6 protein-coding genes are annotated in these 14261 nt (G+C 54.2%); all 6 read right to left on the bottom strand.

Annotation, left to right across the window (positions count from 1 at the left end; translation table 11 throughout):
• Window positions 1-62 precede the first annotated feature (62 nt).
• Entirely contained in the window at window positions 63-2339 is a 2277-nt protein-coding gene (locus tag DEV76_RS16415; protein WP_109698990.1) for an FAD-dependent oxidoreductase, read from the bottom strand.
• 9 nt (window positions 2340-2348) lie between these two features.
• Entirely contained in the window at window positions 2349-5165 is a 2817-nt protein-coding gene (locus DEV76_RS16410; RefSeq protein ID WP_198652093.1) for a hypothetical protein, read from the bottom strand.
• Between the two features lie 118 nt (window positions 5166-5283).
• Window positions 5284-6669 carry an SGNH/GDSL hydrolase family protein gene (locus DEV76_RS16405; protein ID WP_109698988.1) on the bottom strand — a complete coding sequence of 462 codons (1386 nt, stop codon included), beginning with the start codon at window positions 6667-6669 and terminating at the stop codon, window positions 5284-5286.
• A complete protein-coding gene (locus tag DEV76_RS16400; RefSeq protein WP_109698987.1) occupies window positions 6666-10004 on the bottom strand; it encodes a hypothetical protein in 3339 nt (1112 codons plus the stop codon). Before DEV76_RS16400 ends, DEV76_RS16405 begins: the two co-directional genes overlap by 4 nt.
• A gap of 22 nt (window positions 10005-10026) precedes the next feature.
• Window positions 10027-12579, bottom strand: a complete 2553-nt coding sequence (locus tag DEV76_RS16395) for a glycerophosphoryl diester phosphodiesterase (RefSeq protein ID WP_109698986.1) — start codon at window positions 12577-12579, stop codon at window positions 10027-10029.
• Window positions 12576-14258 (bottom strand): sodium:solute symporter family protein, encoded by a 1683-nt coding sequence (locus tag DEV76_RS16390; RefSeq protein WP_109698985.1) that lies wholly within the window; start codon window positions 14256-14258, stop codon window positions 12576-12578. The genes DEV76_RS16395 and DEV76_RS16390 overlap by 4 nt, the downstream gene beginning before the upstream one ends.
• Window positions 14259-14261: the final 3 nt, after the last annotated feature.

Raw genomic sequence — 14261 nt, 5'->3', positions numbered from 1 at the left:
GGCTTTTTTCTTCCGCATGGAAGGAAACAGAAAGGCCCGCCTATCCGGCGGGCCTTTTATTATCAGTAACACCTCACGGCACAGATGGCCGCAGGCACTTCAGGAGATGGATGGTCGGCTTCGATAATAAGCCGTTGAGTGCGTACCGGCTCAGCCAGTTCAATGCGGTGGAAAGCCTGGTAATTATCCTTCCTTTCGAAGAGGATATTGCCTGCTTCGTCTTTAACCCGGAAACTGCGCACGCAAAAAGGCATGGCGGTTTCGGGGTGCGTCATCAGCACCGATTCCATGGGGTGGTCGTAGTCAGTATCGAAGAAAAGCTCGATGTGGCGTACATGCTGGGGTTTATCCCAGCTGAGGGTGAGGGCAGGCTGCGCATCGCTCCAGTCGGCCACCCAGGCGTTGGGTTGCGTTACAGGGCGCTCCAGTCCGTTGCTAACATTAGCCGGCTGAAAGGCTCGAATTCCTGCGGGGATACGGATGTCGAGGTTATGCCCTCCGGGCCGGCGTTGCGGGCACCAGAACTCGAACGCATCCATCCCGATATCTTCCGGCGGAGTTTGCTTCCCGTAGTTGGAAACTGCTTTGTTGATGGTGTTAAAGACGGACAAAAGACCGGTAGCACGCCGCTCCGTATAATGCAGCTGCACGCCGGGGGTTTTGAAGAAGGTCACGAAAGCGTAGCAGGGCTCTGCCAGTTCCGCATCGAAAGCCAGCTGCAGGCAATTGCGGCCGGGCTTTAATTCGAAAGACTGCCGCGCCAGTATAACATCCGGCGTATGGTTACCACCTTTGCCGCTGATGCGCAGTTCCGCTTCGAGCGTGCCCTGTCCTTCTGCTTCTGCATGAATGGTCATAACAGGCACCCTCCCGGCAGGTAAAGGCAGCATTTGTGCTACTGATACGTCCAGCGGGCGGAGGATGGGCTGGCCGGGATATTCTTGTAGAACCAGCTCGCTGCTGGCGGAAATGGTGGCGCTTTGTGCGAGATCATCCGGAGTCTTATACCGCAATCCGGGTATGTACTGACCATATTGCAGCAGGCGCTGTTGCAGTGCCTGTGTATATCCTTTACGGATAATCTCTGCCGGGAGCAATCTTTTTTCGGTACAGATCACGGCAGCCATGGCAGCGGCCTGTGTAACATGAGCAGCGGTAGCCATTACACGGGTGGAGCCATAAGCCACGTGCGAGGCACTGATGGTACGGCCTCCGAGGAAGAGGTTGGTGATATTGCGGCTGTACAGACTGCGGTAGGGAACCTGGTAAATGCCTTTGCTGTGCCATTGGTTGCAGCCGGGCTTTTCACTGAATACCCCGTCGGCCGGGTGCAGGTCTATGGACCAGCCGCCGAAAGCCACGGCATCTTCATGCGTGCGCTGCTCCACGATATCCTGCTGTATCATCATATAATCCCCTTCGAAGCGGCGGCTTTCGCGCTTGCCGGGTATCATGCCCACCCATTCCAGCGTGAGGTTGGCAGCTTCAGGAAATTCTCCGGAGTTCTTGATATGGTTCCATACACCGTATACTACTTTCCATAATTCCCATTTGATGGTTTCCGTATCGTGTACGGTATCGAGCCGTCCTCCGTATTCGATCCACCACAGCTTGCATCCGTATTCCCGGGCATTGAAGCTGCGGTAGCGTGGTACTTTAGTGATATCGTCCAGTGCAAAGGCAGGGGGCGTGAATGTAACAGGCCTGCCGGTATCTTTACTATAGAAATACAGGCTGTGGCCCAGCAGTTCACCATATTCTTCCGAAGGGGCAAACAGCTCACCGAACTCTTCCCGCTTTTCAGCGCCCATACGGAAGGCCGCTCCTGCCAGGAAGCCCACAACCCCATCGCCGGAAGCGTCGAGGAAAAGGGGGGCCTGCAGGCGGTATTCCGTCTGGTTCTGGCTGCAATATGCCTGGAGTGCGCTGATGGTGGCTTCGTCTTTCTTTTCTACCTGGTATACAGTGGTATTGAGGAGCAGGGTAATGTTGGATTCCTGCGCTACTTTATCGAGCAGGATCATATCGAAAATGACCGGGTTGCCTTCGGGATTGCGGTAAGTATTCTCCACGAGTATCTCATCCACTACCCCGCCTTCGCGTGCCCAGCGGTTGTTATTCCCCATGTGCGAGGTGGCTCCTAATATCCAGAGGCGCACTTCACTGCTGGCGTTGCCACCCAGCACGGGGCGGTCCTGTACAAGTACTACCTTCAATCCCTGCCGTGCAGCGGTTATGGCAGCACAAACGCCCGAGAGGCCTCCGCCGGTGATCACAAGGTCAACAACAATGTTCTTTTCCGGGAACGTACGCATCCCGGCTGCGTCTTGCTTGATCATATATCGTTTTTAATTGCCTAAGGTTATTTTTTCACTGGTAACGGTGGTGCCGTCCTGCTTTTCGAGCAGCAGCCAGCACTGCACGGATGCGGCCTGTTGCAGGGGAACGGTGAACTCGAAAGGATATGCATCTTTACGGACCGACTTCGTTTCACCCCCTGCCACGCTATACTGCAACTGCACCGAGCGCCAGCGGTTATCGTCATCTTCCAGATAGAGGAACAGGCGCCGCGCATAATCGCCGAGCCGGAAGAGCATGGCTTTCGCATTGCCGGTGGGGATCTCCCCGTAATCGTTCCCTGTTTCTTTATTATGTGCCAGTATTTTGTGCTGGAAGCGTACCTGTGGTGCTACATGCTCCACCACAAATGCCGCGATGCCCCCGGGCGCCACGGTACATTCGAAGGCACCCTGATGCAGACGGCCGGCTTTGGCACCATTGAGTGGCATTACCCTGCTGGCGTCAGTAGTTTGCACCAGAGAGGGGTTCAGCGCAATTCGGGTGCGCACGGCGGTTTTACTTTGATTGACGAATGCAAGGAACAGGCGGCCACCTTTCCGGGCAGCGATGTAGTTCACTTCGCGGCTGGTGCTTGTGAGCAGGCGGGCCGGCATCCACAGCTGTACATCTTTTTCGTTATAGAATGTGCCCGGCGTACTGCCGTACATTTTGTTTTGCAGGTAAGCATAGCCTTCGATGTATTCCGCCGGAAAATCTATCTTCCCATTGCTGCGCACAAAAGCATCGGTTACGAGGTAATCGATCAGCATGGATGCCATGGGCAGGATATGATTATAGTGGAAGGAATTGACGCTTTGCTCCTTGTGGGCATGCAGGGGAAAGTTTTCCTGCTCATAGGCAGTAGTGCGTTCCGTATTGATATGATACCCCGGAAAATTGCGGTACCTGCCAACGATAGCGGCTTTGGCCACGTTCATGAGGAAAGTGTCTTTCGCATAATATCCCACACGCAGCATCCAGGGTGCATAGTTGGCCATGAAGATGGCACGGTGACCGGTGGAGGTGCCGGACGATTCCGGGGTAAGCCCGGTTTCTGAAAGCCGCCAGGCGGGTGCTTTCTCTTCCGGGTAATACATTTGCGTATGTCCTTTGGAGCGCAGGTACCAGTACATGGGTGCCTTACCGCCGATGTTGACGGTGACCGTACTATCGGGGATGCCCGGAGCCATCCAGGTGAACATGGTGTAATGACGTGCCCCGTCGGCTGCAGCCTGCAGGTATGCCTTATCCCCGGTAATTTCGAATAACTGCAACAGCTCTATCCAACGGTTGGTATACGCCGGCCAGAAAAAGAAACTTCCTGCGAAAGGGTCGTTGAAGGCAGTTTGCCGTTGTGCCACCCGTTGCTGCAGATAAGCGTTGGCTTTGGTGATGGCGGCAGTAAGGTATTGCTGTGACCCGGTGGCTTTGTAGAGTTGCATGGCATTGAACCAGCTGGCGCCGTCCTCTTTCACATCGAGGTTACGGATGCGGGCGGATGCATACTCCTGTTCCATGAGCCGCAGGTAAAAAGGATTCGATTTACCGAACACGTTGTATAGTGCCGCCAGTTCTGACAGCGGGGCTACAGGGCCTTTCAGCCTGCGGGAAGGGTTCTGGATCTTCTGGTTACTGTCCAGACTGAAAAGGAATTTCTCCCGGCTCAGCATAAACTCTGCCAGCGGGTATGCCCTCTTCTCAAACATCACTTCATCATCCCTCACAATAGACAACTCCAGCGGGTTGAGGCTGGACACATTTTTCACAGCGCCCGGCACGTCGGTGGAATAGGCGAAGCCTTTCAGACTGTCTACAAACCAGGCATAATGCGTCATGGCGTAGGCAGTCATATTATCGAGAACGGTGTTAAGTGAAGCGATATCGTTACGGCGATAATCGCGGAAGCCGAAGATCTTTTCGGCGAGGTATTGATAGGTATGGCTAATGTCTTTGTTTTCCACCACCAGCAGTAAAGAGAAATGGAACGCCTGTCCTGCCTGCATCTTTGAGCCATGCCCGCCTGGGATGGGTGCAAATACCTGCGGCTGCATCTCCCCTCTTTCGTTACGCAAGGCAATACCGAACTGACTGTTAGGCAAGGTAGGCAATGGCTGAAAAGGCAGGTGCTCCGGTGCGGCAAGTATACCGATGGTGTTTAACCCATCATTCGCCATGGTGGTGGGTAATGTTGCCATGAAAGCCGGGGTAAGGTAAGCGGCATCGGGCATTCTTAATTCCTGCCAGATGAGTGGCTGCCAGATCTCTTTGGCGTCGGCGCCGGGCAATGCGGGTGCACCCACGTAGCCAATGCTGTACCAGCCGCTGCGCGGGGCTTTATAAGTGAAATGCAATGCGGGATAAGGCCGGCCCGATGTAACGAGGTATGCGCTGAGCGCGGGGTCGGGAAAGGTAAAGAAAACCGTATCCTTTTGCTGGCGGATGGCAGTAGCTTCCAGCAACCGGCTTTCTCCTGCGTGATAAACGTTGGCTGTCCGCCATTCGGATCTGGTACGGAGGATACGGTCGTCGAAGCCATCGCCTGCCATAGCTGCATTGATCATTTTCTGTACGAATCCGGCGTGGCTGCTGTCGGTCACTTTCCAGGTGAGCACATTGTATTCCACTTTGCTGATGCCCGCAGGCTTCAAAGCCATACCGGGGTCAGCAGCGTTGTATAATATCTGAAAAGCAGGCCGGAAGTGATACTCCTTTCCACCCGATGTGATACGGATGCCTTCGCCTGCAGAAGGTACACGTACCTGCGCCTGCGCCGCAAGGCTCAATCCAATCAGACAGGCTGTTATACGTGGAAATCTGTTTTTCATACTGTGTTATACTTGCCGGTATCAAATTTAAGATGGCGCATGCAGTGCCGTGAATGCTTGCAGGGAGAAAAGCGGCTGGGAACATTCCCAATTTGTGGGAGCATTCCCAAAATGCCGGTTACTGTTTTGCCATGGGCAACGGGGTGCCTTTCAACAGCACCCGTCCCAGGTACAATACCGTGGCACTGTACTTTTCCGGATGTTGGGCAATATCCGTTTGCTGATCCCGGCCGAGGATGGAACGCTTGTCTGCCAGTTGGGAAGAAAGCCGGATAGTGACAGTATATTCCCCATCGGGCAGCGAGAACAACTGATGCTGGCCGCGGTAACGGTTGTAGCAATATGCGTTGAAGCGGTTCACGGGCAAACTGTCCCCTTCCTGCAGCCGGTATACCTGCGTACCGGGTACCAGCGGCGGCTGCACCTGCATGGGACGGCCGTTCACTTCAATAGTGATCTGCCCCACTTCCGGCCCGCCGATATCGAAGATGCCGAAGCCGCTGCCCCGGAAGCGGAAAGTAAAAGCCGCACCGGGAACGGATGCTTTTTCAATGACAGGGAACCATGGCGCAAACTGTGGCATCTTTACCTGTTCCCAGCTGCCAGTGAATACGGCTATGTCTCGCGGGGCATACATCCCGGCGCTTTCCCAGTTATCTGTAAACAGCGGTTTGGGTAAGCGGACAGGCTTGCGGGATGACATGCGCTTCATTTCTTCCATTGCCCTTGCAATAGCAGCGGCGTACAGGTTGCCGCCAGCCTGCAGCGGGTGCACACCGTCTGTAGAAAAGAGGATATGCCCCACGGTGTCTTTCGGGTCTCCTTTCCATAACAGCTTCCCATCCAGTTCGAGTTGAGACGCTTCCATGCCGAGGTGAACCGATGGCAATTGGTAATGTTCCGCCACCCGCTCCAGTCCTTGTACAGGCAGCGGTATTTTCCCGTTGTTGTAATCTTTCGTTTGTGTACCGGTAATCGTATAAATGAGACATGCTTCTGCGCCAGCGGCTTTTACCTGCCGCACGATGCCTTCCATGCCTTCGGCGTATGCCCCGTTTACGGCAAACTCTATGAACACGAGGTCGGGTTTATATTGCAGCAGTTGCTCCTGAACACGGCAGGCGCCAAGGTCGGTACCTGTGCCGGATACACCTGCGTTCAGGGCTTTGATGTCACTGGCCGGGAACATCCCCTGCAGGTAGCGGAGCGCCTGCGGCCGGTAGCCCGCATTGCCCTGTGTGATACTGCCGCCTATGAAGCCTACCAGCAATGGCTTACCCGCTTTTGCTTTTCCAAAAAATGCAGGCAGGCCGTTGCGTGGCACACATTCCCCTTCGTTCTTATAACTGCCGGGCGTTACCAGCGGCGTAGCAGGTATTGGCTGAAAATACAAGGGCGATGCCCCTGCCTGCGATGCGGCGATGAGATCGCTGTTGCTTTGCGCCTGTGTACCCGTTACTGAGGCACACAGCAGGATGGAGATGCAGTTGCGGAGATGTCTCATAAATGCATGTTTCTTTCAAATGTGCGCCCGTCGCGGGTAGTGACGGTTACTTTTACATTGGCCTCCTCTCCTGCTTCCAGCGGGTGGAACGACCATTCAAACGGATATGCCGTGAGCGTTGCCTCCCGATGGTTCATGGAAACGGTTACCCGCGTGCCTTCTGATAAGGTGGATTCCAGATATCCGTACACGGCATCCCAGCCAAAAGGCGTACGGATGCGGAACAGGTAGCATTTACCGATCCCCGGCCCGAAATCCGTTTGCCGCATGCCTTCTTTCAACGGCGATATCTTAGGCCGCATTCCCTTTTTACCAGATACCGGGAAACTGACCGCAGCAAATTGCTTGGGCGGAATAGTGACGGTGAGCGTACGACCATCAGCAATCTTTATTTCTCCGGCAGCATCGGCATGAGGGTACCACTTAGCCCGGGTGTTTGCAGATACAGGCGCTTCATCACCCAAAACAATTTCACACGTCACAGGCACATCGGATTCACTGTTAAGCAACACCCAGAAGTGCTTATCCGAAATAGCGGTTACGTAATTCACTTCCGGATGGCTGATCTGCACGAGGCCACGCTTCATCCATAGGCGAACATCTTTATCATCCATCACCTTCCCTGTACCGCCACCATAGATGCGGTTATTGAACCATACGAAGCCGTCCTGCTTTGCATATGGGAAGGTTACTTTCCCACCGCTGCGCTGCTGCATTTCGGTGATAAGATAATCGGTACTGAACGCCAGATGGGGCGGAATATGGTGGTAATAAATGGAGCTTACGTCCGGCCCTTTATAAGGGAAATCCGGCTGAAGGGTGATGTCCTGGAAGCCCGGCGCATAGTACCCCGGGTAGTTCGTGAAACGGCCAATCACCGCATTGCGTGCGTAGGTCTCGAATATCTTGCGGGGTATATGCTGATACAGGCGCAACAGGTGCGGCGCCCAGCTGCTCATGTAAACATGTCGCATCAGTTTGGAGGGATCGAAGAAAGTGTAAGGCTGCTCGAAGCCCAGTCCTACCGGAGAAACCACTGCCTGCGGTACCTGCTTCTCCTGCACATCGCCCGGCTTGCGGGGGAAGCCCAGCCGGTACTTTTCCCCGCCCTTCCACCACATGGTGGTATTACCTTCGAAGGTATTACCCGGGTGGATGGTTTGCAAAGTATCCTGAACAAAAGGATAGCTCCGCACTCCTGCGATGGTATGAAAAGCAGCATAAGATGCAGCATCGAGGTATTTGGCGGCGCCGGTGGCATCATAGAGATCGGGCAGATCCCACCAGTTGGCGTAGAACGAAGTATTGTAGAAAGGTTGTTTGGTGAGGAGGTTCGTTTTAGTACCATACACTTCATCCGCCACAAAAGCATCGGCATGCTTCACAGCGGAATCCAGCCAGCGGCGCTGCCCGGTAAGCCGGTACGCTGCCAACTCCTGCGACCATACCGGTACAGACACTGAGTATCCTCCCGCATCACGCACTTTCCCTTCGGGCAGGGCAATGCTTTTGAGCCATGGATTGGCGGCCCCGAGGAGCTGATTCAGGCCTTCGAAATATGCAGTGGTGAACTGGGAACCATATGGACTGAGCGTACCCGCCTTCTTACTCATTCCCTTCTGCGCCCAGCGGAAACCGCTGCGGCTGAGGGTATATTCGATCACCGGCAAAGCCCTGCTGATAAACAGCGCTTCGTCGTGCGCCTGTATTGCCGTGGCAATCACGGCCAGGGGGGCTGCCTGCACTACTGTGGGTGCAGACACAGGGTCGGCCTCGATGTCGTAAAACCCTTTCAGTGCAGGCGCCCAGCCGGCGGCCGTGTCGTTTCTGATGAGATCGGTGATATTATAGATGGTTTCCGTTAATGATAAAGTGGGATGGCGGTAATCGCGTACGCCATAGATGCTGTCAGACACATATTCCAGCGCGGCATTCCAGCCCGCTGCGGCACCGATGGTGAATGAGCGTTGCAGCAGTTGTCCTGCTTTCAGTTGTGCATCGGGCAGGCCCGGCACGGGGGCATAGGCTACAGGTTGCAGGGTGTTCTTTTCATTCTGTATGCCAAAGCCTATTACCGAGGTGCTTCCCATGGCCCAGTCGAGCGGGAAGCTCTGGCGCGTAGCTGCTACAAATAAAGCCATGCCGCCATCTTTGCGTTCCGTGATGGAAACCGGCTGAGGCATGAGGGCGCTGGGCAGCAGGAGCGGCTGCTCCGGAATGCGCTGGTATTGGAACATAGGCGGCAGCAGTACGTTGGAGATTTGCTGTTTATCTGCTCCATTGAACGCCGTTACTACCAGACTGTAATATGCCGCCTTCGGTGCTTTGAACCGGAGATCGAGCTGCAGATGGCGGTGCCCCGGCTGCAGTGACCATATCCCCTGCATTACCTGTCCGTCTGCAGCGCGGTAAGTTACCCGCAAACGTTGTGGCCCTTCCTGCTCTACCGCTACTGCCTGAAATGCTGTAAGGATACCGGAAAGGAAAGGATTTTGCAGGTTACCGGGGAGCATTACTTTATACGTTTTGCCTTTGCAGGTAAGGGTGCTGTATCCGTTGGAACCGTTCCAGCCGGGGTAGAATCCGCCAAAAGTGATCTGTGGATTATCTGCACTGAGAAGCAGTACTCGGTGTTCTTCCCCTGAACCGGGAAGGTATTCCCATTGGCCGTTATGCTGGATAGCGGTGCGGGCAGCATATTGACTTCCCTTGCGCCATTCCAGTTTCAGGAATTCATTTTGAAGAACATTTGCCATCGGTGCATCTGCCGGTATATCTGCCACCGGCAGCACTGGCTGCACAGGCGGTGTGGGAAAAACCGATTGATGCGGAGCTTTGTAGCGGGAGAGATCCGCTCCTTCCGGCTGGATGTTTTCAGTTGTGAGGAACAATGCGTCTGCACGGGCAAAGTTCCCCCTGCTGTCGCGCAGCTGGATGACGTTCTCCCCGGTATCCAGCTGCATAATGCCCGCCTTTTCCCAATGATAGCCCGCTTTACCATGGCGGCCACATTCGTTCGCCAGCGGCACATCATTCAGCAACACCTGGAACAGGCGCGTACCGGGCCGGTCGTTCGGATAATCGATTGTGCGTGCCCAAACGATATATTCCCCCGGTTCGGTGATGCGGACTACGGTTAATGCATCGGCGGCTTTCACCTGTCCGCTGATTACTCGTAGAATCTGGTGGTTAGATGCACCGCTGCCCGGAGGACGCTCCACGATCCAACCGCCCAGGATGCGGAAATCTTCCGCTTCCACAAAGTAACTCCGCTGTGCATGTACGGACAGGAAAGCCCCTACGCATAGCAGTATGCATATAAAAAGTGATTTCATCAGTCTCGTTTATCGTCTGTTGTCAGCCACGCAAACCGATCTCCACGATCCGGATGCCATAAGGCGCGATCTTCACCGGAATGATGTTCTTCGCATCCACAGGCGTTACCGGTATGCGGGTGTAATCCATACGCAGTGAGGTCTGCAGGGCTTTGCCGTTGTTGTTCAGCAGTATGAGAAAAAGCTTTTTGCCATCGGTACTCAGGGCACAGTAATAGTCGAGGTACGGATTATCGCACTCCAGCAATCCCTGTCTGAGCATAAGATTAGCAGGCACACCATTCACCTTACCCGGCGCAAAACCATAAGATTGGTGCGGGCCCACTTTAGGTGTGATGAATCCCCTTGGGAATACAACCTTCCCGCCTGAACGCATTTCTGCTTCCGACAGCAGATAATCGGTGATCCACCCTATCTGCCACCAGGCATGGTGCGGGTAAGGACCGGCTCCTTTGTTCATCACATCCCAGTAATACGAGGCTACACCTGTAGGCTCATCCACGAAAGCATCGCGGCCCAGTGCGGCAGCGCGGGCCATATGGAGGAAAAGAGAATCTTTGGTGAGGGAGAACATGCGTACGAACATACCGGCATGACTGGCCAGCAGAATTGGTCCGCGATGATTAGCACTACCGAAAGTACCGCCATGTTCAAAGCTTAACCCCGCATGGCTGATCTCCCAATCTTTTCTATCCACCCCATTCACTCTTTTCACGGTATTGGTGGGGATGGGATGAGTATACACGGAAGTGGTGTACATCTTCGCAGTTTTAATTGCGGCAGTACGGTACTTCTCCTCTCCCGTTGCTTCTGATAACTCCAGCAGCGCCTGCACGCTTTGTGCAGTGGCAAAGTCGGGCACGAAGCGTGTATCGCCACACACCCCCAGGAACTTGCCCTGATCTACTGCATGCCGGATGTACCAATCGGCTCCTTTTTTCGCAGCAGCGAGGTATTTGGGCTGTTTTAATATTTTATAAGCGATGAGCAATCCGTAAAAAGTGGGCCGCAGATCTTCCGTTTCGAGGAACATAGGCGCCTGTGTGGCATGGTCGTAAGCTATCTGCCACTGGCCTTTACTATCCATCCAGTTAAGCAAACGGTCGGCCGCTATCTGTACTTCCCGCTTCATGGCAGTATCGCCGGGGTTAAAGAGCAGGATGTTTCCTGCATCCATCAGTACATAATAAGTAGTGCCGATGGGTTCCACATAAGGGCCCCATTCTTCGGTGAAGCGTTTGCTTTTAGACAGGTAATATTGGCCCGCTGCCGCGCCGTGAAAGAAGCCGGGCGTAGTAGTTTGTTGCTGTAGTTTGAAGTTGCGGGCAAAGGGAAGACGGGTTTCCTTCAGCACCGGATCATTCATGATAGTAGCGAGCATCCACATAGCACCGTAGTCGGAGTTTTTCATGGCATCCTTTTCGGAGCCATGTACCCCGCCCAGGTATGCCTGCGCACCGATAGACATGCCATTGAAGGCCTCCGTTCGCCAGAGCGAGGTGGAATCGTTGGTTACATACCGGTGCATGGCCAGGATGCGGTTGGTGAGCGAGCGATTAGTGGATTTCAGCTGCAGGAAATCAGGGAACCGGTAAATATCGTTCACCGTATGCTTGTAAACCGTATACCAGTCAGCATCCTGAATCGTGTAACGGAAAGAGAACTCCGTGGTTTGTCCTGCCTTCAGAAACGAACCTTCTTCTCCTAATACCGGATGGTAAAGTGTAGGCGTTAGTTCTCCTTTGCGGTTCATGAGCGAAAGCCCCAGCCGCCAGACTGATTGCGTTTTGGCGGTGTCTGCCCAGGGGTCCCGGGCTGTTCCGGGATCTGCAGTTACTGCCAGCGTAACCCGGTTCTTCCCTTCTATGAAGGGCGACAATGTGGAGGCAGTCCTTTCCCGCATAATGAGCGGTTTATCGGGGATGCCCTGCATATATACGGCCGATTTGATAAAATCCTTCTCTACCGCATTGCTCTGGTAATAACCGGGAATACCGGCCCAGGTGAACCCGTCCTGCGGATATGTTGCCAGCGTTGGCGTGGCAATGGAATACCAACCTTCCGTTTTTGCCGTAAGTTTTATCGTAACGGTAATATCAGAAGGATGAATATGATCTGCCTTCCAGAGAACGTTCATTATTACACGGTCGTTCTCCGTAAGGAACGACTGGCTGCCTTTTCCTTCCTTGCTTTCGGACCGCTTCTCCGGATAGAAGTGCATTGCCTCCCCTGCTGTATTCAATGGCACAGGACTGGTCAGCTCTTTCCACAGGGGAATAACATACCGGTAAATACTTTCCGGGAAATTGATGGCTTCGCCTTTGGCATTATATACAGGTTCCGGTTGTTTGGAGGGTTTGGATGCAGCATACAGCACGGTGAATTGCCCGTCCGAATGCGGCAGCTCCATCCAGCGGCCCGTACGTTTTACGGATAGTGAGCCGAGCTTAAACCCATCAGCTGAACGGTCCCATGACATGCGCACGGCTCCGTTCTCCAGCGTAACAGGCGTTTGCGCACCGGCAGATAAAACCGATAGTGCAAATAAAGCCGGCAAAAGCGTATGTTTTATCATGCGATTTTCTTCATTGATGCCCTCAGCGGAATAAGGGCGAGTACGAGAATGATAGTGGCGATTACCGCCACCAGCGTAGCGCTGCCTTCCGCGAAGAAGCACAGTGCATACATCAGCAAGGCAATAAAGGCCAGCGAGAAAGCGATGACCCTCAGGCCAAAGATGTTCTGCTGGCGGATGGCTGCCGCTTCTTCCGCATCGGGCGCCTGCGCCACCACTTTCCTTTGTGCGCGTACCGTTTGCAGGTGCAGGTATTCCTCACTTACAGTGCCTTTCAGGCGGGCGTATATTTCAAATGCCAGCAGCATAAGGAAAGGAAGCCCTGCGCCAAGGAGCATCTCCTCCGCCCGGTTAAGCCGCAGGCCGGAGGTTAAGGGCAGCACGATCTTGAACAGCAGGTTAGCGGCAAGGCTCAGCCCGGTAATGTACAGTGTGGCTTTGCCGGTAAGCCGCTTCGAGAACAACGACCAGATAGGCGGCGCCAGCAAAGGCCCGCCTGTAATAGCGGCAATACTCAGGGTGAACTCCACGATACCGCCGATGTATGGTACAATGAGCGCGATGGCGATCATCCCCAATCCAAAGCACCACGATGAAAGGCGTGCCACGGTCATCAGTTTTTTATCCGACGCGCCGGGGTTGATACGGCCTTTGTAAATATCATTGGTGAACACGGCAGACACAACGTTCAACGCCGTGTTGGCCGATGCAGACGTGGAAAAATACATACCGGTGAGGATCAGCCCCATCAATCCCGCAGGCAATACATGTTTACATACCAGCAGGTACGCATTTTCCGTATCGGCGCCCTGCAGTGAGGGGTCTATCAGTTTATACAGCATGGGCGGCAGCATCCACAAAACCGGACTGATGATGTACAGTCCTGCGAAGAGGTACGCCACTTTCGAGGCGGACTTCGGCGTGTCTACACTGGTATATCGCTGCACGAACGTCCAGTTGCCGCCGATGTAAAAAATATGGTATAGGGCAAAAGCGAAAATAAAACCCCAGGAATACTCTCCGTTTACGACATCAAAAAAACCATCGGGTGAAAAATGCAGGAAGCGGTCTATCCCCCCTGCCGCATCAAACGCCAGCGGGATGATGATGAGTACCGCCGCCGTCAGTATCACAAACTGCAGGATATCCGTTACCATTACAGCCCAGAGGCCGCCTACAGCCGTATACGCGATCATGAGCAGGCCCAGCACCACTGTGCTCGGCATGAGCGGGAAGCCCAGCGAGGAGCTTACCAGCCGCGCTACAGAATACAGTACCGAGCCCTTGATGAGCAGTGATACGATCATGAAAATGTATATGTACGACTGCTGCACACCTGTGCCCAGCCGCTCGCGGATGAACTCCGCGGCCGTGAGGTTGCCGGTGGCTTTCCATTTTGGGGCCAGGTACAGGCCGGTTACGAGGCCGCCGATGCACATGGTCCACTGAATGGTAACCGCTACCCATCCGTATTTGTATGCGATAGAGCCCCAGGCCACGAAAGTACCGGCCGAAAAGAAGCTCATGAACAGAGACAGCCCTCCGATGAACCAGGGCACGGATTCACCTGCCGCAAAAAAAGACTTCAGGTTACGGCCCGTCCGGGAAAAGGAAAAGCCTACCAGCATGATGAATACCGAGAAAATGACAATCACCGATGTATCGATCGCAACGTTCATGAG

The sequence above is a fragment of the Chitinophaga deserti genome (genome assembly GCF_003149455.1).
GTDB classification, from domain to species: Bacteria; Bacteroidota; Bacteroidia; order Chitinophagales; family Chitinophagaceae; genus Chitinophaga; species Chitinophaga deserti.
Note: the sequence above shows the minus strand (reverse complement) of the source record. Positions and strands in the feature narration are given on the sequence as shown.